The organism is Pedobacter zeae (genome assembly GCF_014196715.1).
Lineage (GTDB): Bacteria > Bacteroidota > Bacteroidia > Sphingobacteriales > Sphingobacteriaceae > Pedobacter > Pedobacter zeae.
In genome coordinates this window covers 1002908-1024992 of sequence record NZ_JACIEF010000003.1, presented here as the reverse complement: position 1 = coordinate 1024992, position 22085 = coordinate 1002908, and the positions used below count along the sequence as shown (strand labels likewise).

Genomic DNA, 22085 nt, shown 5'->3' with positions numbered 1-22085 from the left:
AGATTAATGATTTAAACGAACTAATTTTTTTAATACCCGCAAAAAATTATATTCCCGAAAAGAGTCTTGCCCCCTTCCCAAAAGTTTCTAAAAAGGGGATCGTTGGCTAAATAAACCACCTGCCCGCGGCCAAAATCCTGCACCCCGATTAAAAGCCCGCTTTTAAGTTCTTCCCTGGCTTTTTTGCCCACTATACCGGCCATTAAGCTTTTATCGTTAATTAATCCCGCGTTCCAGCCTTTAACAAAGGGCTCATAAATTTTCCGGTCTGTTTTTAAGGTGTAGTAAAATTTACCCAGGCCGTAGGAGAAAGGATGTGTAGCATCGAGGTTGATCTTATAAATAGCTCCCGGTATGGTGGTTTCGAAATCATCTTTATCCTTATCTTTAAATAGCATTTTGTTCACCTCGGGCTTTTCGTCTTTTTTTACTGTAACATCCTTCTTTTTAATGTCGAATCCTTTTTTCTCGATTACACTTTCTATGGCATCTTCCATTAAGATCAATCTCCCCCCTTTATTTAACCATGCAGTTAGGCCATCGCCTATAAAAGCGCTGTAAGTTCCGTCAGGCAAAATCAAGATGTTTACTTTATTAATATCCAGGTTATTCAGATCTTTGGCATTAATAATACTCGGCGAAAGATTCAGATCATGCTCAAGAAAGAACCAGGCTTCGCCAAAAGCGAGTGAAGAAACCTCCATGCCAGATACTATGGCGATTTTCGGTTGTTTTAATAAGGGATAAACATTCGATCCGAAATCTTTACCTTTTTCTACAAAACCGCTACTTACTGCCTGCAGGGGTTTATCCAACATTCGCGCAATAAAAGCAATTTTATCTTTTATCCCTTTGATTGTTCTTTCATTTTCTGCCCGCAATACAATGAGCGTTCCTTCAGGGTAGTCTTTCCCGTTTACCGAGAATGGCTGATCGGCCTGCCTCACTTTTATATTTTCCTTTTGCAGCGCCGTTAAAACCTGAATATCTTCGCTCGTTCCCCAGCTAAACAGCCAGGCTAAGGGCTTCTCAACCTCGGTATTGCTTAGCTTAGGCTCTTCAATTGCCAGGAATTTTCCTTTTATGTTTTCTTTACTGGCATAACCTTTTAATCCGTAAACGTAGGGTAGGGCCCAGGCCGTAATATCGTACGTATTAGAATCGGTTACGAAGGTTTGTGGTTCTAATAAAACATTGGCCAAAACTGCTCTTGGCTGCTGAATATTAACAATTAAATCGTTACGGGCGATGCTAAAATTTTCTTCCTTTTGGGTATCATAATCGTAACCCCTACCGGTTTTATCACCACCAAAGGCAAATTCGATTTTATTTTTGGTTAATAATTGGGCCAGTTTTTTTAACCGGGATAAGTTAGTCGCTTTTATAATATAACTTTTATAAACACCCGGACTATTGGCCAATTCTTGCTGAAAATACTTTTTATATTCTTCCAGTAATTTCTGACGGTTTAAGGAAGTTACTTCAAGAGTCGACATTCCTGTTGTAAAGTGGTGTGCAATACGGTCTTTTAGGGTTAAGGTATCCCCATCGTTGGTTACGACCGATAATCCGGCCCTGATACCTCCCTGCTCATATGTCATACCGATTGATCCGTTATATAAAGGATAGGTATCGCCATAAGAAGGGTAAAGCAGGTCGAAACGTTCTTTAGTAAAATATTGCCAGCCTTCGGCATCGAAGTATTTGGCATTGTTTTTACCCACAACTACCTGGAAACTTTTTTGCCAGGGGGTAATATCCTGGTGAACAGGTTCTGCTGCCGGTGCAAAATAGTAAGGCTCATTATAACTTTGCTCATGAAAATCTACATGCACCTGCGGCATCCATTGGTTATACAGGGCCAATCGCTGCTGGCTTTCAACCTGTGTTTGCCAGGCCCAGTCGCGGTTTAAATCAAAATAATAATGATTTGGTCTGCCGCCTGGCCACGGCTCTATATGTTCCCTTGACAGTGGATCGGAATTTGGAGTTTTACCCACTACACTATTAAAATAATTAACATAACGGTCTCTTCCATCCGGATTCAAGCAGGGATCGATTATCACCACTGTATTTTTTAGCCATTCCGTAGCTGGTTTATTTGAACCTGATACCAGCGTATAAAGCATTTTCATGGCTGTTTCTGTCGAGTTTGCCTCATTGCCATGCACATTATAGCTTAACCAAAGTATAGCAGGCTGATTGGTTAAATCGACACTATTGTTCGCACCTGTTGCCAAAACTAAATTGTTACTTCTGATCTGTTCCAGCCTGGTGATGTTTTCTGGCGAAGAAACAACTGCCACCATCAATGGCCTGCCCTCGTTGGTTTTACCATATTCTATCAGTTTCATGTTCCTCGCAGAAGTCGCAGCAGTTTGCCTGAAATAATCAGCTACCTTATGGTGAGGCGTAAAATGCGAACCAAGTGAGTAACCTAAAAACTGATCGGGAGTTTGTATTTGGGCAAAACTGCTTATACTAATAAATAGAGCAACGTAAAACAGGTGGTATTTCATGAAAATTAATAGTTTAATCAATAATACATAAAATAAATTTTATTTGAAGCGGTGATTTTATATCATTTTTGTGGTTAAATACCTGCAAAAGCAAATCCGGGGACAAAAAAAAGGCAACCCAAAAACCGGATTGCCTCTAAAAAGACCAAAAAAAGTTTAATTCGCCCACCAAACTTTGGTTGAAGTAGCTATACTTTGCTGTGGCTGCGGATTTGAAGTGATTTCTTGCGATGGATAAGGAAAACGCTGTGGAATATATGGCTTAAAGGCATTTTGTACCACAGACAAACTTGGATACCCTGTTCTGCGCCAATCGTTATACGCCTCAAGAGATAAAAAATCGGCAATGTATTTTTCGCCTATTATGGTTTTTAATGGTGCCACTGCATCGAGTGTTGCATGAGCGGCCAAATAGGTATCCCTATCTGCAGCAGAAACTTTTAACATATCCATATTTGCACTAATGGCGCTGTTATATACCGGTATTGCCGCAGCAGCCCCTGATTTGTAAAGCGTAGCCTCTGCTTTAATAAATAAGGCTTCGGCATAGGTAGCCAGGAAAACAGGTGCTGATGATCCACTGCCATTCCCATCAATATATCCGCCATAAAATGTTCCTACAGTAGCATAAATGCTTGGGTCTGTGGCTGCAGCGGTACCGCTCGTTCTTCCTATGTAATCGTTGCCGGAGCCTGGATTTGCCAGAACGGGCAGCCTTGGGTCGTTATTTGCTTTTAAAATATTAACCAGATAAGAAGACAAAACAACGCCACCAGCACCCGGTAAGGTATTTTGATACCAGGGATTTTCTGCTTTTGCCGTTCCAACATAGGTAATGGAAGCATTATCTGCATTTGAAGTGAAACCATTCTGAAGTGCTGCCAGCGCCAAATCAGCCTGGGTTGCAGCATTATAGCCTGCCGCCTTACTTAAACGCAGATAATATCTGGCCTTAAGCGTGTACGCAAATTTCTTCCAGGCCGCCAGATTCCCGCCATAAATAAAGTCGTCAGAACCAATCGCTTTTCCGGATGATGTACTGTTTAATTTGGCAATCGCTTCATCAAGTGTACTTTGAATAACTTTATAGATACTTTCTTGCGAATCATATATTGGTTTGGTGCCGTTTAGTGCCTGGAATGCCTGAGAGTAGGGAATGTCGCCCCATAAATCAGTACAAACTGCTAAATTGTATGCCAATAATACTTTGCCAACACCCGAATAAGCCGTATTACCTTTCTGATCTGCATTACTGATCAGTTTGCGTAAATTATAAAAGATGGCGGGATAAAGATCAAAGCTCCAGGTATTGTTTACATCGGTTGGGGTAATGCGATAGGTATCGATATTGGGCGATTCTTGATTTAATGCCAATTGCTGGGTCCAGTAAGCAGTAGTAACCGATGGATAACCGGCAGCAATTTGCGTGGTAGTATAAAGTTCGATAGGAGATAAAATCAACGATTCCTGTACCGTTGTAGGGTTATTGGGATCCTGATTAATATCCAAGAATTTTTTACATCCTGTAAAAGAAAGCAGCATTACAGTAACTATTGAATAATATATAATTTTCATGTTTTCTAGATTAAAAGGTTGCTTTTATGGCAAAATTATAACTCCTGTTTGTTGGGGTAACAAAATTGGTAAAACTGGCTCCATTGCCTGTCCCGTACAAACTCACCTCTGGATCTGAACCTGTATAATGTGGTGCGTAAATCCATAAGTTTCTTCCTGTGGCGGCTATACTTAATCCTTTAAATGGAGTTCTCTTTAGGAGCGATGGATTAAAATTATAAGACAGGGTTACTTGTCTTAACTTATAATAAGTACCATCCTCTACACCCGTTTCATCTACCGCACTCTCGTTATTTTGATAATATGCCTGATCAAGTTTGGCAACAGTTGTATTTACCTTGCCGTCACTCTCCCTGATCCCATCGAAGACTGTGGTTGCTGTTCTGTCTTCTGTCTTTTTGGTGGTACCATAAAAATCCAGGTAATGACCGTCTAAATTATACACATCGCCACCATAGCGCACATCAAATACAGCAGATAAGGTAAAGGCCTTATAGGAGAAGCTTGTGGTTAAACCAGCATTCCACTTTGGTGTAGTGTTTCCGATTACGCCAAGCTGATCATCAATAATCGGATAGCCATTATCATCGATTAATAATTTACCATCGCCATTCCTTTTATACCTCGAACCATATATTACACCGTAAGGCTGGTTTTTATAAGCAAAAATTCCGGGGTTTGTAAAACCTGCAAACTGTATATTTTCCAGTCCCTGACCAATTTCTGTAACCTCATTTTTAATTTTAGAGAAGTTAAGGCCAATATTCCAGGTAATATTCTTGGTTTTAACAGGCGTACCATTTAAAATTAACTCTATACCCTTATTGTACATGCTCGCCGCATTAATAGTGGCAGCATTAAAACCCGACGAGGGTGTAATAGGAGTGGTAGTAATTAAATCGACACTTTTCTTATCAAAATAGGTGGCTTCCAAGCTCAACCTGCTTCTGAACATCTTTAATTCTATTCCGGTCTCAAACTCCTTTAATCCTTCATTTTTAAGATTTGGGTCGCCATAAGTGTTGGTAAGCAAAAATCCATTTTGCCCTTGGTAAGGAAATTCTATATTAGAAATTACAGGGTGTAGGTAGGTGGTGCTTAGTGCATATGGGCCAACATTATCGTTTCCTACATAAGAATACGACACCCTGATTTTACCGAAATTCAGTATCGCATTATCTTCTAAGTGAAGGGGTTCTGTAAAAATAAAAGCTGCTGATGTAGAGCCATAAGGATAATAGTTTTTATCCTGGCTCAAAACCGAAGTACCGTCATAACGCCCCGTTAAAGATAAAGAGACCATCCTTTTATATTCAGTTGTTAATTGCGCATAATAGCCAACCTTTCTTTTTGTATAATTATTGATAGACGATATTTGAGTAGAGGCATTGTTGATGTTGTAAAAATCATTAACGGATAAGCCAATCCCCTTATCAAACACAATCCGTTGCGAGTTACTCAGAATATTGTTACCAACCAGTATGCTACCAAACCAATCTTCACTAAAATTCTTTTTCGCCTCTACAATAATGTCATTGTTAAACTGTTTGTAGTTTATTTCGCGATTATACATTTTACCATCAGCAGATTCTCCACCTACTATGCCGGGTGCTTCATGGTAGTTACTACCATCATTATAAATATCAGCCCCGCCACGTTCGGTTATGGTTAACCAGGGCAACGGGTTATAACTCACCGTAAGTACCGGTAAAAAGCGGTTAACTGCCGATACAAACTTGGTATTATCTACCAACCAGTATGGATTATTTCTGGCTGCACGGTATACACGCTGTGAACCGTCGGGATTTGTGGTCGGAAATGGATTCCATGAGATCGGCGCTGCATACACCGTCCAGTACGGGCTGGCCAGTCCGTTACCTTCAGCCAAACGATCGTTTACTGAATTAACGTAGTTAAACTGACCGGTAAGTGTGATGTCTTTTGTAATTTTATTTGAAAACTTGGTAAATAACGAATGCCTTCCAAAATCCGTAGAAGGCACAGTTCCATTCGTTTTTAAATAGGAATAAGAAACGAGATAGGTAGAGTTATCTGTCGAACCATTTACAGCCAGGGTATTATCTGTTGTAAAACCTGTTTTGAAAAATTCTTTCCTGGGATCGTGCTTCTGTACCGGCTGTCCATTTACCATTAAGCCATCAATAGGCGGACCCCATGAAGATGAACTTAACTTACCATTGTTTCCATCAACATAAACGCCTTGGCTTCCCTGGGCATATTTATCCTGAAATTCAGGAAGAATAGGATTATCGAACGTTACGCCAGAACTTAAGGTTACAGATGGTTTTCCTTTTCCTGTTTTGGTGGTAATAATCACAACCCCCCTTGCCGCTGCTGCTCCATATAATGCACTTGCTGCTGCTCCTTTTAATATCGTTACACTTTCGATAATGTTCGGGTCGATATCAATGGCACGGTTGGATGTTCCTCCGGCACTTAAAGCTCCGTCGGGATTACCCGCTTCTGAGTTATCAATCGGCACACCATCAAGAATAAAAAGTGCCCCGTTTTCGCCTGTTAAGGAAGTATTACCCCGGATTACAATTTTTGAAGAACCACCGGCTGCTCCGCTCGAATTGGTAATCTGCACACCGGCAACCTTACCCGCCAGTGCATTAACCAGGTTATTTTCTTTCGCATCAACCAATGCTCCTCCACTAACCTCCTGGGTTGAGTAGGTAAGTGTTCGTTTTTCCCTTTTTATGCCTAAAGCCGTAACAACCACCTCACCTAAAATCTTCGAGTCGGTAGCCAGCACAATATTAATTACAGTAGAGGTGCCAATATTAACGGTTTGAGTAGAAAATCCGATAGAGGAAAATTGCAGGCTCTTGGCCTCTGGTGAAACTTTCACGGAAAACTTTCCATCTGCTCCGGTTGACACCCCAATGCTGGTGCCGATTACCTTTATACTTACTCCGGGAATTGGTGCGCCGTCTTCCTTAGCGGTTACTATACCTGTAATGGTTCTCTCTTGTGCCATTGCGGTAGAGGCAAACAGCAACAGGATGAACAAACTTTGTACGAGTCTCTTCATGATAAAATTAGTTTAGTTAATAATGATAGAAAGCGGTGTTTTTAAACAGCGCAGTTCGTTTACAAGCAATGAATGTAGAGTCTTTCTGAAGGAAATTCGTGAAGAAATAGTGAAGATTGGAAAAAGAGTGCTTTATTTGGGCCTGATTCGTAATTTTACTTTTGCAATTCATTTGAAATGACAACTACAGAAACCCTTTATCAGCATTACCTACAGCATAACATTATTTCTACCGATACCAGGAACATTACCCCCGGTTGCATCTTTTTTGCGCTTAAGGGAGACCTTTTCAATGCCAACGAATTTGCTGCTCAGGCCATCGGGAAAGGTGCAGCTTATGCGGTAATCGACGAAGAAAAATACGCCCAGAATGATAAATTTTTATTGGTAGGGGATGTTTTAAGCACCCTGCAGGATCTGGCACGCCATCACCGCAAACAACTCAACATCCCGGTGATCGGTTTAACCGGCAGTAACGGAAAAACCACAAGTAAAGAACTGGTAAATGCTGTACTGGCCGAACGTTATAAAACTTTTGCCACTTTTGGCAATTTAAACAACCACATTGGTGTTCCTTTATCCATATTATCCATTACAAATGAAGTGCAGATTGCCGTAATTGAAATGGGAGCCAACCACCAAAAAGAGATAGAACTGCTCTGTACCATTGCCCAGCCTACCCATGGTATCATTACTAATGTAGGGATGGCTCACTTAGATGGTTTTGGCGGGTTTGAAGGCGTAAAAAAAGGCAAGGCAGAACTTTACGCTTACCTTAAACAAACCAATGGATACACCTTCATTAATAGAGACAACCCCAACTTGCTAGAAATGAGCACTGCCGCAGGTTTAAACAAACTCATTTATTACGGAACGGAAAATGGCAATGCCATTAAAGGCACGTTAAAAAGCAGCGATCCTTTTATTGAAGTAAACTGGACCAACCATGAGGTTTCTTCTTCCGTTAAAACCCATTTAACCGGCAGCTATAATTTTGAAAATATCCTTGCTGCAATCTGCATCGGAGATTTTTTCGACATGAGCCCTGAAGAAATTAATACGGGTTTATCCAACTATCAGCCAAAAAACAACCGCTCGCAGCTCACAAAAACAGAAAAAAACACGGTCATCTGCGATTTCTATAATGCCAATCCCAGTAGCATGGCGGCAGCCCTGAAGAACATCGCCGTGCTATCGGCCGATAAAAAAACCGCTATTTTGGGCGACATGTTCGAGCTTGGTCCTGAGTCTCTTGGCCAGCACGAACTTATTGTAAAACAGGCCAATGAAAGTGGTTTGGATCAACTCATTTTTATCGGGAAGGATTTCTATCTATTTAAAGACGATTTTAATGGCATATTTTTCGAAACTCCGGCCGAGGCAGCCACTTACCTGCAGGAAAACCAGGTTCATGATCATTTAGTATTGCTAAAAGGATCAAGGGGAATGAAACTGGAAAGTTTGCTGCAGTATTTGTAGTTTCAATCCCTTAACGTAAAATGGATTAAGCCCAGGTATTAATAACCACAGATGTAAAGGATGTACACCGTTATAAAAATCTGTGTTATCTATGCATCTGTGGCTAAAAAACGTTGAACGAAATTAAAAAGTACAGGCAATTCTGCCATACACATACCTCCCATTAAAGCCAAACTGGCTAACAGCCCTCGAATACAGGAACCGACCATTAGAAGTATTATCCAATCCACCAGAATAATTACTGCTCGCATTGCCACTGAAATTATTTTCATTGTTACGGGGATCGATATATAGTTTATCGGGATAAACATCAAAAATATTATTTGCACCTACGGTTACCGACCAGGTTTCGCTCGCAGCATAACTTACAGACAGATCTGTTACCCATTTCGGAGCAAAAGTTTGATCCAACTGTGGTGGCAAACCATTGGAAGGGACATTTGGGTCGATGGCATTTAAATAAGTAACCTCTCCAAAACGGACTGTTCTGGCCACTAACGATAATTTATGCACATTATAGGTGGCGGTAATGTTTAATTTATTTTTAGGCACAGAACTTTCGAAACGGGAGCGTTCCAAACGATCGAATAATTTTGCTTTCAAGGTGGGGTCGCTTTCAATTTTATCAGAACCTTGTATGCTTCTTACCACGGTTTTATTTAAATTTCCGGCAACGCTTAAAATTAAGCTGCTTTTTACTCCTAAATTGAACCGGTTTGTTAAAACCACATCTAATCCTGCGGTATTGGTGGTAATGGCATTGGTAAAAAACTGTACACTGTTAATCTGTGCCGTTGGATCTACCGTATTTAAAATCTGATTCACTACACCGGTTGGAACCAAAACGCCACCAGAACGTTCGCGAGCATATTGGCTCGAGAATACAATACGGTCTCTGATATCAATATTATAAGCATCGATGGTAAAAGTAAAGGTTTTAGCAATTTTACCGGCCAAACCTAAACTTCCTGATTTAGAAATTTCAGGTTTTAAGGCCCCAACGCCAAACTGGGCAACAATTGGGTTTGCATTATTTACCGTTAAAACCTGCGTGGCATTCGTACCTACAAACTGTGTGCTTTCATTATTAAAATATTGCTGATGTAAAGATGGTGCCCTAAACCCCGTGGCGTAAGCCCCGCGTAACGCAACATCTCCAAAAAGTTTAACCTTACCTGTAAATTTGTAAGAAAAATTAGAACCAAAATCGCTGTAATTTTCGTACCGGCCTGCAGCCCCCAAGGTTACCCTCGGCCCAAATTCAGCCTCAAAATCGGCGTAAGCACCAACATTGTGCCTCGATTTATCCAATGCATTACTCGGCTTGAAACCGGGGAATACCTGTGCACCGGATGCAGTAGGAGAGGTTCCGATCAATCTTCCGCCATTTGAATAGGATAAAAGCTCGCCCTCTTTGATCTGATAGCTATCAATCCTGAATTCCCCGCCAAAGGCAGTATTTAACGACGTTAAAAATCCGCCGTCAAAAGTGAATTTTCTATTTATATCAAGGTTACTGGTATTTTGTCTGAAAAGCAATTGCCCGGCATAAAATGAAGTCGGACTTGTTCCTGTTGGCAGAGAAGCGTTAACCGTGTTATTAATATCAAATTTAATCGTATTTTCTCCACTGGTATTGCTTAGGTCATAATCCCATGCCCCTATTTTACCTCTTAAACCGGCAGAAAATGAATAATCATTGATTTTGGTATCTATAAATGGTAGAAATCCGTTAGGGTAGATCGATAAATCTATCTGGGTGGTCTGTGTTGGCAAGCGATAAAACCCCGCGGCACTGCCCGTTTTATGGGTAAAACCTGCGGCATAATAAAGCTGGGTGGTTTTTCCAAAATTAAACTGCCCATTTAAAAACCCTCCTCCGTTTTTAGAGTCGGAATTGCCTACGCGCATGTTGTTTCTATCTAAACCATTGGCTGCGGCCCTGGCATCATCTGCGGCTTTCAAACTGGCAAAACGGGCCTGAAAAGCAGCTTCTGTTTCTGTTGCACCTTTAGTTGGACTGGCAGAATACAATAATGGGCGGGTATCTAAACCACCCCTGTTGGTATAACCACGTTGAAGGTATTGGGCCGCAAAATTGATGAAACCCTTGTCATTTTTAAACGCCCAGCCCTTGCTAAAATCAAACTGAAAAGTCCGGCCATCGCTAAAATCGCGGCCCAGGGCACTTGATGAAGATTGACCGAAGGAAGTGGAGAAACTGTATGGTGTTACTTTTTTCAACACAATATTGATTACCCCGGCAATCGCATCCGAGCCATATTGTGCAGCAGCCCCATCGCGCAGTACCTCAATACGTTCGATTGCCGAAACCGGTATAGAATTTAAGTCAGTTCCAACAGAACCGCGACCAAAGGTGCCGTTAATGTTAACCAATGCAGTGGTATGCCTGCGTTTGCCGTTTACCAGCACCAAAACCTGATCGGGCCCTAAACCGCGTAAAGATGCCGGATCAATGTGGTCCGTTCCATCAGAAACCGTTTGCCGGTTAGAGCTAAAAGATGGCGCCACAAAATTTAAAATCTGCGTTAAATCTGTTTGCGCAAATACTTTAACCTCTTTGGCAGAAATCAGATCAACAGGAACCACGCTTTCGATGTTCGTTCTTGGCGTTGACCTTGACCCAACCACTACTACATCACTTAATAATTCTTTGGTATCCTGAAGCGCGAAATCCATTGTTTTTACGGTATTATCAATTTCGACAGCCACCTCCGAAGTTTGGTAACCGGTAAAAGAAATCCGGATTTTATAAGCCCCGGCTGAAGGAAATTTTAGCGTATATAGCCCATTTCCATCTGAAGATGTTCCAATTTTCGCGCCCACTACCTGGACAGTAGCACCCGGTATTGCCAGGCCGGCCGAATCAGTAACTTTACCTTTTAAGCCCTGCGCAAATAACTGGGCCGATGTCAGAAAAAGGAGAATAACGAGGGTGTGTTTGAATAAAATTCTTATCATAGTTCATAGGTTTATAAACAATAATAACAAATTTATTACACATTTTCACACCACAACAGACTGAAAAAGAGTAAAATATAAATAAATATGCTTTTTCTGTAGATAATTAAAGACAAAAAATCAAAATAGTGCGAAAATTAAATCAGAACCAGAAAAATAAACAAACTATTGAGCCAAACTAACCAAAACACCCACATCGCTCACCTCCAAAAGTGGATTATCGCGCATGTTCTGCTCAATTTCGATTTCAAATTTGCCATTATGCGGAAAATGATAGTTGGTAAGCAGGGGTAAAGTATAACTGAATACATTTCCAGACCCACTGCCCAACCATTCGCCATCATTTTTAGCCAGTTTGTACTGATAGCGCCTGGTTACCATCTTTTTACCATCCTTAAAATGGGCCAGAATAAATATGTTGGCATATTTATAATCGGCGGTATGCCTTAATTTAAAATAAATATTGTAGGCTTTAGTATTATCCTTAATATCAAACGGCGCCAAAATATGGTTACGATAGGTCCATCTGCGGTTGGCAATTCCTACATTACTATCGATTACACTAGGTACACAGCCAACAAATAGCGAAGTAATGAATAAAAAACCAATTAAAAATACCTGTCTTTTATTCAGCTGCAGGTTTATTTTCTGAACCATTGTTATTGTTTCGGCGGTTATTGTTTTTCCTACGGTTATTTCTGTTTTTATTTCTGCCCTGTTCTGGTTTTTCGCCTGGCATCGCATTTCCTTCTGCTTTGACAACCGTTTTTTGCACCTGAGGCTGCTGCGGTTGTTGCTTAGGTTTATTGTTTTGCGGTTTTGGCCCGTTAACATGTGCAGGTTTTGGCACAGCTTGCTGCTGACCTTTAGGTGCGGCATTTTGTTGCTGTTTCTGCTGCTGCTGCTTCCCACCCTGTTGTTTCTGTCCACCTTGCTGCTGCGGTCTGCCGTTAGTATGAGGCTGGGTATTTTTCTCACCGGAAGACCCTTTGTCGCGATTGTTTTTCTGATTACTGCGGTTATTTTTCTGATTATTATTCCGGTTGTTTTTAGCGCGCGAACGCTCATCCAAACGGGTTAAACTATCCTGGCCAACCACGTTTTCGTAATCGAAAGATTTCTCTACCACTAAAGGTGTGGCGATCTGAATGGCGTCTTCTTTAAGGTTTGGCGCCTTTTTACCAGCCTTATTCATCGCCATGATTTCTTTTACACGTGCGGCTTTAACCGGGATCCAGTTTTCGTCGCCCTGGTAGCTAAACCACATTATTTTTTTGAAAATGTCGGTTTTTTGGTGACGGGCATAGCCCGCCTCGGTATCTAAGTTTTCGATTTTATCCGGAATATCTTTCAAAGCATCCAGATAAGTATCAAGCTCATAGTTTAAGCAACATTTTAATTTACCACATTGCCCTGCAAGCTTCAACGTATTTAGTGATAAGTTTTGATAACGCGCTGCAGCCGTAGATACCGTTTTAAAGTTCGTTAACCAGGTAGAGCAGCATAATTCGCGGCCACAAGAGCCAATCCCTCCTAAACGGCCGGCTTCCTGGCGCATACCGATCTGGCGCATTTCGATCCTGATCCGGAAACTCTCAGCCATTTTTTTGATCAGTTCGCGGAAATCTACACGTCCGTCAGCAGTATAAAAGAAAGTGGCTTTGGTTTTATCGGCCTGGTAATCTACATCGCTTATTTTCATTTGCAAACGTAAATCCAATGCCAGTTTACGGGCCTTGTGCATGGTTTCCCATTCCATCCCTTTAGCGGCATTCCATTTTTCCACATCCGCTTCGGTAGCTTTCCGGTAGATTTTTTTGGTTACCTGATCGAGCGTTGTTTTACGGCGTTTCATCTGGATCCTTACCAGTTCGCCCGTAAGCGAAACATGCCCTACATCAAAACCACCCGTTGGCCCCTCAACAGCAACAAGTTCCCCGATTTCGAGGTAAATGTTATCGTTATTCAGGAAAAACTCTTTACGCGAGCCTTTAAATTTGATTTCGGTAACCTGAAAAGGTTTATAATTAGAAGGCATATCCAAATTAGACAGCCAATCGTGAACTTCCATTGTTTGGCAACCACCAGTGCCGCATGAGCCATTACTTTTGCATCCATTAGGGGTGCAACCACCACCTGTTGAACAACTTCCACATCCCATAATTAATTATATATATATTGAGTCCCCGCAGGGAGCGTTTTAAACTTGATAATTTTTACCAATTGTAAAGATACATCTAAAAACAGAATTTTTGGGTTTGCGTTTCTTTCAATGTGGTAATGTGCTCTTTCCAGTTCGCCGATTATGGCCTCTGCCATGGGCAATGTAAGTACGTGGGTACTCAGTTTTTTCGCTGTTTCGAAGGTAAGAGGGGGTAATTTCACCAGTTCTTCCGCGCCACTTAAAATTAAGCAGCATTCGCGTAAATAATTTACGCCATATTTTAAAAAATTCTTTTGGTTTTCTCTCCCCCATTTCGCTACCTCATCGGTAAACTCGATCAGATCGGGCACTTTATTGCCAAATCCCATTCTTAACCAGGCTGTAAACGTACCCGAACTATCACTCTGTGTATCGGCTGCCAAAGCTTTTGCTTCGATTAAATTTCCATCGGCCAGAAACGAATAATCGATGGCCTGGTTTTCTGTTAACCCACTGTTGTTTAATAAAAATCCCGTCACCTCTTCTGCTGAGAGTTTTGGGATCTTCACAATCTGTGTCCTGGATAAGATGGTGTTTAAAATCTGATCCTGGCTTTGGGCAATTAAAATAAATAAGGTATGGGCAGGGGGTTCTTCGATTAATTTCAACAGCGCATTGCCGGCTTTGTCCAAATATTCGGGCAGCCACATAATTAAAACCTTGGTTCCGGCCTCGAAAGCTTTAAAACTTAGTTTTTTAATAATATCGTGGCACTCGGCAATGTTAATATTGGCCTGTTTATTGGCTGCATCGAGTTTGGAACGCCAGATATCCATATCGAAATAAGGATCACCCAATACCATGTTGCGCCATTCATCCAGCACATCAACTGCAGTTTTCACATTGGCAGAAGCAAAGAAAGGATAGGAAAAATGCAGATCGGGATGAATTAACCGCTCATATTTTCTACAGCTTGAGCACTCCCCGCAACTATCCTTTTCTCCCCTGTCCAGGCAATTGATATACTGTGCATAGGCAATAGCCAGCGGTAAAGCACCGGAACCGGCAGGCGATAAAAATAACTGCGCATGGCTAATGCGGTTTTCCTTAACCGTTTGCACCAATTGTTGCTTCACTCTTTCCTGTCCTATGATTTCTTTAAACTGCATTTGGTGCAAAATAAGAAATAGATATGAGATTCGCAGCCTCGTCATTCTGAACTTGTTTCAGAAGCTGCATTTTTTAGATTAAAAAGACATTTTGTTTTTTAGAAAAACAGGCTCCGGTTACGCTTTTGTCCGGTTCGGTCCCTCTTTCCGCTATATCCCAAATTGAAATTTGGGGATGCCGCTGCAATAGGGTTTAGATAAGCGCTGAGGAGGCCTTTTTGCCTCAAAATCCATTTCCTAAAAAACCTTACCTTTGAACTTTTAAAATTTAAAGATGGGGCAGCGCTTTACGCCAAACACCCAACGCTTACATTTATGGCCAGGATTTTAGCTTTTGATTACGGTACCAAACGCATCGGCATGGCGGTAACAGATCCTTTGCAGATTATTGCAACCGGTTTGGATACCGTGCACCCCAAAGATGTGATCGAGTACCTCAAAAAATACCTGCTTAAAGAGCAGGTTGACGCTTTTGTTATTGGCGATCCCAAACAAATGGACGGCACACCTTCTGATTCGGCACAACATGTAAAAGGTTTTGCCACGCTTTTAAAGAAATCGTTCCCCGATATTCCACGGCATTGGGTTGATGAGCGCTTTACCTCCAAAATGGCACATGAGGCCATTATGCAAAGCGGCCTGAAAAAGCACGACCGGCGGGACAAAGAAAGGGTAGATACCATTGCCGCGACCATCATTTTACAATATTTTATGGAAAGTAACCGTTTATAACCAACAAATGAGCCTGATAAACGACGATTTACAAGATTTACTGCTAACCTATTGCGAGCCTGAAAGTGAACTGCTGCAGCATATCGACCGCGAAACCAACCTGAAAGTTTTAATGCCCCGCATGCTTTCCGGCCATTATCAGGGCCGGGTACTTAGCCTGCTGAGTAAAATGGTTTCGCCTAAAAGGATTTTAGAAATCGGCACTTTTACCGGTTATGCTACCCTTTGCCTGGCCGAAGGCTTAACCCCCGACGGAATTTTATACACACTAGACATTAATGTGGAATTGGAGGATATGGTGCGCAGCAATTTCGCGAAATCAGCCTACAACGATCAGATTAAGTACATCTTGGGTGATGCCAGCATCACTTTAAATGATTTGGACGATGTTTTCGACCTCGTTTTTATCGATGCCGATAAGAAAAACAACGGTACCTATTACGATCTTATTTTTGAACGTGTTCGCCCTGGAGGAATAATCGTTGTGGATAACGTATTATGGAGTGGAAAAGTACTTCAGGAGAAACAGGATAAAGACACTAGAAATATTACTAGTTTTAATGATAAAATCGCTGCAGATGAACGGGTTGAGAAATTAATATTACCTGTTCGCGATGGTTTGTTTGTGATCAGGAAGAACTGATGATGGCATATAGTTAATGGTTGATAGCCTTATAAGCCAAGGCTATCAACCATTAAACCATGGGTCTATTAACCAAAAAATTATGAAGAAAATCTTAACTTTTTGTCTGTTCCTTTTAACAGGAATTGCTGTTAAAGCCCAAGATACAGACGAATATATTGCAGAACATGTAGAATATGCACAGGGTTTAATGCGCGACCACAAAATTCCGGCGAGTATTATCTTAGCGGTTGCCATACACGAATCGGCTTCTGGAAACAGTAAAATTGCACAACACCTTAACAACCATTTCGGGGTAAAAGGGCCCAACAACAGTGCAGAAATCCGTTCTTCATATCGCGATTATTTAAATGCCGACGAGTCTTACAGTCATTTTGTCGAAATCATGGAAACCCGCGAACCTTTCAACAATCTTTTTAAAAAATATGATCAATACGATTATAAGGGTTGGGCTTACGGCATCAGAAGCTGTGGTTATGCCCGTAGCAGAACCTGGGCAAACCAGGTAATCGGACTGATCAAAAAATATGAGCTTTACCAATATGACGAAAGGCCGGAAGGTTATGAAGAACCTGTCTACGCCTCACCGGTAAGTCGCCATAGCAGGAGCAAAAGAACAACCAAAACTTATACGGTAAAACCTGGAGATAACCTCAGTACCATTGCCAAAAAGAAAGGTACTACGGTTAAAAAACTGATGCAGAAAAACGGCATTAAAAAAGCAAATTTAAAACCAGGACAAAAGTTGAAGTTTTGAGTCTTGCATTTATGAGCCCAAAGCAGAATTTTACAATTAACCTTATTCAGTTCACAATTAACCGATTAACAATTAACCCCATATGCGTTCAACCCATTATTACCTTCTAATTGCAGCTACCCTTGTTTTTTTAAGCTCATGTGGCACCAGAAAATTTTCGAGAAACAATAAACAGATTGAAAAAGAAGCCAATAAAGCAAACAACAATAGTTACAAAAGTTATAATACTTTAAGTTATATCGACGAATTTAAAGGCGTAGCAATAGAAGAAATGAATGTCTATGGCATACCCGCCAGCATTACGCTGGCGCAGGGGATTTTGGAGTCGGGCAGTGGCAACAGCGATCTGGCTAAGTATGCCAATAACCACTTTGGCATTAAGTGTACATCAGATTGGAAAGGAAAAAACTATTTCCGTGACGATGACCAAAAAAACGATTGTTTCAGGGTTTATAAAGATGCCCGCGAATCGTTCAGGGATCATTCCGATTTTCTAAAACGCAAACGCTACAGTTTTCTTTTCCAGCTGGATAAAAACGATTATAAAAGTTGGGCGCAGGGCTTAAAAACAGCCGGCTATGCCACTAATCCTAAATATCCCGACCTGCTGATCAATACCATCGAGAAATACCAGCTTTATCAATACGATCAACCTGAAAGTGAAAAACAGAAAATTGCAAGAGAAGACAGGGTTTTTACAGAGATCAATCAAAATATTCCACAGGAAAAAGCAAAATTTACACCGGTTGATACACCTCCCCCTGGTGCAAAACCAATTGTTCCTGACGGCACCTATACGGTAGTTAAGGGCGATACCTTGTATAATATTTCAAAACGTTTTAACTTAACCGTTGATCAGTTAAAAATGCTGAATGGAATAACTACAGATGGGATTAAATTAGGCCAGGTACTTAAGGTTAAATAATGTTAAGTACAAACATTGCCTGCCAGATATTTGTAGTTTTGTAACCTGATGAGATTTTTTTTCACCTTTATTCTTCTTACAGGGCTCTCTAAGCTGTTATACGCACAAACAAAACCTGTGCAGGGAATTGTTATTGAAAAAGAAACCAAACAACGCCTGGCCAAGGTTTACATTTACAACATTCGCACCGGCGATGGTTTATACAACAATACAAAAGGAGAGTTTAGCACCTTTGCCATTCCGGGCGATACTTTGGTTGCCGCTTTATCGGGCTATGGGGTAGATACGATGGTGTTTAAGGGGCAAACCGCCATGTACTTTCAGTTAAAAACATTAGGGATCAGGTTGCGGGATGTGGTAATCCAGCAGAAAAGGTTAACCCCGCAGCAGCTCTACGAAAAAAATGTGCAGGAATACCGTTATCAAACCATGAAAGGCAGTAGCAAAGATTTATTAAACCTCGGCAATGGTGGGGTAGGCTTGGGTATCGATGCCATTTACAACCTGTTGAGCCGACAGGGAAGAAATGCACGCCACCTGCAAAAAATCCTCGAAAAAGATTACCGCGAAGATCTGATCGATTACCGTTTCAACGCCAACCTGGTGCGGCAGGTATTGGGCATACAAGGTGATGAACTGACCGATTTTATGCAGCAGTACCGTCCAACCTACCAGTTTGTGCTCGATGCAACAGATTATTCTTTCAACCAGTTTATCCGGAATGCTTATAAAAGTTACAAGTTAAACCCGAAGGCACTGCAATTACCTAAACTGCCCAAAATAACCATCGATAAACTGTGAGGGCGCCAATTATCATCATTAAAAAACTTCCGGCGGCCGGCATGGCCATATTTCCTTTTATATTGCTAAAATCAGAAAGGTTTAAAAAAGATATGGAAATGATTAACCACGAAAAAATTCACCTGCGCCAGCAGTTAGAACTACTTGTTTTCCCCTTTTACATCTTCTATTTTTTTAACTACCTCATTAATCTTTTTAAATACCGCAACCATAATAGGGCCTATCGCAATATTATTTTCGAAAAAGAAGCCTACGATCATGAAACCGATCTTGATTACCTCAGAACCGGACATTGGTATGGGTGGATTGCAAAGATCTAACGGCATTATTTTCAGCACCATTTCTATTGTCAATCTGCCAATCATTTTGTTAAATGCTTTTTATCTCTAAAATTTTTCTTTTTCTTTGTAACAATGAAGAACTGTTTAGCTGCCATCATCCTGATTCTAACTTTCTGCTCTAACCAATTACATGCACAGGAGATTGATACTATTCCGATCAATACCAAAAACATGAACATTAAGTTAAAACGCAGTCCGCTGCCAAGCAGGCAGGGCCCGTTAAACTTTGAGCCGGTAAAAATCAAACCTTTGGTAGTTAATGCAAAAATCAATTACTGGAAAACCAAAACCAGTATCGGCGTAAATATTAACCAGGCACAGTTTAGCAATAACTGGAAGGGCGGGGGTACCAACTCGGTAGCCGTTGGCGGTTTGGTTAACTGGAAGGCAGAGTATAGCAAAAACAGTTATAGTTATATTAGCGAAGTGGTTTTACAGTATGGAAAAATCAAAAACAAAGACCAGCTGCAAAAGAAAACCAACGACCGTATTTTTTGGGATAACAAGGGCTCTTTTCAATTGTCGAAAAGTTGGTTCTTCTTTGGATCAGTAAGTTTCGAATCGCAATTTGACAAAGGTTTCAGGTATTACAGAGATGGAAACGGGGACGAACAGCAGGTTCTGATTTCCAAATTTATGGCCCCGGGTTACTTAACTGAATCAATCGGTTTTGAGTATAAACCTGTTAAGTACTTCTCTACTCGAATTGGTACAGGTACCGCCAGGCAGACCTTTGTACTCGATACTGCAGTTTACGAAAAAGGTAAAACTCAAGCATACGCGGTAGACAAAGGCAAAAAAATCAAAAATGAACTGGCTTTTCAGATTGTAAGTGCAATTGATAAAGATATTTTTACCAATACCAACCTAAAAGCGAGGTATGCCATGTTTATACCTTATGAAGATTTTAAGCCTAGTAAAATTGACCACAGGCTGGATATTGCACTAACGGCAAAAATCAACCGCTTTATGAATACCAGCTTAACCGGTGTATTGTTGTTCGATACCGATATGGATACGAATAAAATACAGGCCAATCAAACCCTGGCGCTGGGTTTCGCTTTTACCTTCCCAAGGTAGTTGAAGATAACAAAACGATTATGGTACAAACGGTTATCTTCAACTATTTCGTCCTGTAATTTTAAGCTCCACCGCCAACCTTACCAAGTTCCCAGTATGGCATAGTAACCAATTGGCTAAAACGTACCCCTCGTTGTTTAAGGTATTTTTTAAACTGCTGTACCGATTTTGATCTTCCGGTGAGGTAAAAGGTCGCATTTTGCCACATGTTCCAGCAGAGGGGGTGCATATTGTCCATCCAGGTGATGGCATTTTTTGCGGGAGCACTCAAATCTGACGGCACCACATCAATTAACAGGTTGAGGTGATTAACCGAATCAAAATTTTCTTCCTGCAATTCCAATATACCAAAATACTCTACTTCCTCATCAACTGCTTTTTTCCCTAACGATTCGTACAGCCCCATGCTGGTTTCATCGCCAAAGAAAAAATGTTGATTAGACGCTTCGTTATATTTTACCCTGGCACAATCGGCTATCAGTTCCAAACGATCGCCATTTTGGATATTAACCGCAAAATTATAACCCGGGCCCTGCTGGTTTAAATAAAAAATAACCTTGCAGGTATCTTTTTCCTGATCAAAAGCCGATAAAGTATAATGGCGGTAATCGTTGGCGCTTACCTTAAAAAGCACCACGTTTCCCGGTATAAATCCGGCATCAAAAAAATCGCCTTTAAAGGTAACGCACTTTAAGTTGCTGCTTAACATTTTGATTTCTGCAACTTCTACATGAAATGTTTTATTGCTGACTTCGGTTTCCGTTGTATTGTTCAGCCATGAAGGTGATTTAGGCATCGTATTCTTTTGTTTAGTAACTTTGAACAAAATTAATTGTCTAATAAACCGGTCTTTTTATATCAAAAGGATTAAAGTTTATATCAAAAGGATTTTATGGCCTTAAACATTTACGATAGCGATAATAAATACTATGTTGTAGGAAGTAAGTTCGACATTTCTCAGTTTAATCAGCCAATGGTAACCGAAAGGAGGGAAAAATACAGTTTCCCTTTTGGCGATGCAGAGATTGTACAGATCGCTTTTTCGGGGATTTATATTGTTTATGGCGATGTGATGGTAAGACAAAGCCGCCTTCGCGTTAAATCTTTTGATGAACCTGATATGGTAGAGCTACACTTCTCGCTTACCGGCGGTGGCATTATGGAAAACTACCTCACCAATAAACGCCTGGATATTAAAGCCAACCAGCATAACATTATTTACAGCCCCGACTTTGACGGGACGGCCGAATTTGATACCCGGAATCAGCACAAATTTTTTGAGATAAATTTCGAAAGGTCACGTTTTATTGATTTAACAAGCGAAAGCAGCATGCTGTTAAAGAGTTTTGCAGAAAATATTATGAATGGCCGTTCGGTAGAAATTTCATCAGAGAACCTGCCCATAACCCTGGCCATGCACAGCTGCATTAATGATATTATGAACTGTCATTTTACAGGTGGCTTAAAATTATTGTTTCTTCAGTCTAAATGCCTGGAATTACTGGCCCTGCAGGCCCAGGCTTTTGAAGAAGCTGCAAAAAAAACGGAGCGTCCTGTGCTTAGGGCTTACGATAAGGAAAGAATCCATTACGCCCGAGAATACCTGCTGGCCAATGCAAACCATCCGCCATCTTTAGCCGAACTGGCAAAAACGGCCGGCATAAACGAGTTTAAACTAAAGCATGGCTTTAAGGAAGTGTTTAAAAATACTGTTTTTGGCTATTTAAGCGATTATAAACTCATGAAAGCCAAAGAATTATTAGCAGACAACAGTAAAGACATCAAAAGCATTTCAGATGAGCTCGGTTATTCTTCGGTACAACATTTCAGTACTGCTTTTAGCAAAAAATTTGGGATAAGCCCGGGCAAAGCGCGGTAAGT

17 protein-coding genes are annotated in these 22085 nt (G+C 40.9%); 9 read left to right on the top strand and 8 right to left on the bottom strand.

The annotated features are described in order from the left end of the window. Nucleotides 1-29: 29 nt before the first annotated feature. The 3 genes from GGQ60_RS17445 to GGQ60_RS17435 form a co-directional block, all read right to left on the bottom strand. Nucleotides 30-2519, bottom strand: a complete 2490-nt coding sequence (locus GGQ60_RS17445; protein ID WP_183766747.1) for a M14 family metallopeptidase — start codon at nt 2517-2519, stop codon at nt 30-32. A gap of 156 nt (nt 2520-2675) precedes the next feature. Next, complete coding sequence (locus GGQ60_RS17440) at nt 2676-4094, bottom strand: SusD/RagB family nutrient-binding outer membrane lipoprotein (protein ID WP_183766745.1); 1419 nt, start codon at nt 4092-4094, stop codon at nt 2676-2678. A gap of 10 nt (nt 4095-4104) precedes the next feature. Beyond that, complete coding sequence (locus GGQ60_RS17435) at nt 4105-7152, bottom strand: SusC/RagA family TonB-linked outer membrane protein (protein ID WP_183766743.1); 3048 nt, start codon at nt 7150-7152, stop codon at nt 4105-4107. A gap of 177 nt (nt 7153-7329) precedes the next feature. On the opposite strand from GGQ60_RS17435, the gene GGQ60_RS17430 reads away from it, so the two are divergent. Then, nucleotides 7330-8631 (top strand): UDP-N-acetylmuramoyl-tripeptide--D-alanyl-D-alanine ligase, encoded by a 1302-nt coding sequence (locus tag GGQ60_RS17430; RefSeq protein WP_183766741.1) that lies wholly within the window; start codon nt 7330-7332, stop codon nt 8629-8631. Nucleotides 8632-8754: 123 nt separating this feature from the next. Here the strand turns inward: GGQ60_RS17430 and GGQ60_RS17425 are convergent, their stop codons facing one another. From GGQ60_RS17425 to GGQ60_RS17410, 4 genes are all read right to left on the bottom strand, one after another. Then, nucleotides 8755-11613, bottom strand: a complete 2859-nt coding sequence (locus GGQ60_RS17425; protein ID WP_183766739.1) for a TonB-dependent receptor — start codon at nt 11611-11613, stop codon at nt 8755-8757. Nucleotides 11614-11778: 165 nt separating this feature from the next. Beyond that, entirely contained in the window at nt 11779-12270 is a 492-nt protein-coding gene (locus tag GGQ60_RS17420; protein ID WP_183766737.1) for a gliding motility lipoprotein GldH, read from the bottom strand. After that, entirely contained in the window at nt 12239-13774 is a 1536-nt protein-coding gene (locus GGQ60_RS17415; RefSeq protein ID WP_183766735.1) for a PSP1 domain-containing protein, read from the bottom strand. The genes GGQ60_RS17420 and GGQ60_RS17415 overlap by 32 nt, the downstream gene beginning before the upstream one ends. A 2-nt stretch (nt 13775-13776) precedes the next feature. Continuing rightward, nucleotides 13777-14925: a DNA polymerase III subunit gene (locus tag GGQ60_RS17410; protein WP_183766733.1), complete on the bottom strand. Its 1149-nt coding sequence runs from the start codon at nt 14923-14925 to the stop codon at nt 13777-13779. A gap of 315 nt (nt 14926-15240) precedes the next feature. On the opposite strand from GGQ60_RS17410, the gene ruvX reads away from it, so the two are divergent. The 7 genes from ruvX (at nt 15241) to GGQ60_RS17375 (ending at nt 20204) form a co-directional block, all read left to right on the top strand. Then, complete coding sequence (gene ruvX, locus GGQ60_RS17405; protein ID WP_183766731.1) at nt 15241-15657, top strand: Holliday junction resolvase RuvX; 417 nt, start codon at nt 15241-15243, stop codon at nt 15655-15657. Between the two features lie 7 nt (nt 15658-15664). Continuing rightward, on the top strand, nt 15665-16300 hold the full coding sequence (locus tag GGQ60_RS17400; protein WP_183766729.1) for an O-methyltransferase: 636 nt from the start codon (nt 15665-15667) through the stop codon (nt 16298-16300). Nucleotides 16301-16382: 82 nt separating this feature from the next. After that, nucleotides 16383-17057 (top strand): glucosaminidase domain and LysM peptidoglycan-binding domain-containing protein, encoded by a 675-nt coding sequence (locus tag GGQ60_RS17395; protein WP_183766727.1) that lies wholly within the window; start codon nt 16383-16385, stop codon nt 17055-17057. Nucleotides 17058-17139: 82 nt separating this feature from the next. Next, nucleotides 17140-17982 (top strand): glucosaminidase domain-containing protein, encoded by an 843-nt coding sequence (locus GGQ60_RS17390; protein ID WP_183766722.1) that lies wholly within the window; start codon nt 17140-17142, stop codon nt 17980-17982. A 117-nt stretch (nt 17983-18099) separates the two neighbouring features. Beyond that, nucleotides 18100-18783: a hypothetical protein gene (locus GGQ60_RS17385; RefSeq protein ID WP_311635511.1), complete on the top strand. Its 684-nt coding sequence runs from the start codon at nt 18100-18102 to the stop codon at nt 18781-18783. Next, nucleotides 18780-19103, top strand: a complete 324-nt coding sequence (locus tag GGQ60_RS17380; protein WP_229685141.1) for a hypothetical protein — start codon at nt 18780-18782, stop codon at nt 19101-19103. Before GGQ60_RS17385 ends, GGQ60_RS17380 begins: the two co-directional genes overlap by 4 nt. A 93-nt stretch (nt 19104-19196) precedes the next feature. Beyond that, nucleotides 19197-20204 (top strand): DUF3078 domain-containing protein, encoded by a 1008-nt coding sequence (locus GGQ60_RS17375; RefSeq protein WP_183766718.1) that lies wholly within the window; start codon nt 19197-19199, stop codon nt 20202-20204. A gap of 61 nt (nt 20205-20265) precedes the next feature. Here GGQ60_RS17375 and GGQ60_RS17370 read toward each other — a convergent pair whose 3' ends face one another. Beyond that, on the bottom strand, nt 20266-21000 hold the full coding sequence (locus GGQ60_RS17370) for a ferredoxin reductase domain-containing protein (protein ID WP_183766716.1): 735 nt from the start codon (nt 20998-21000) through the stop codon (nt 20266-20268). 96 nt (nt 21001-21096) lie between these two features. On the opposite strand from GGQ60_RS17370, the gene GGQ60_RS17365 reads away from it, so the two are divergent. Next, on the top strand, nt 21097-22083 hold the full coding sequence (locus GGQ60_RS17365; protein WP_183766714.1) for a helix-turn-helix domain-containing protein: 987 nt from the start codon (nt 21097-21099) through the stop codon (nt 22081-22083). The last annotated feature ends 2 nt before the right edge of the window (nt 22084-22085 follow it).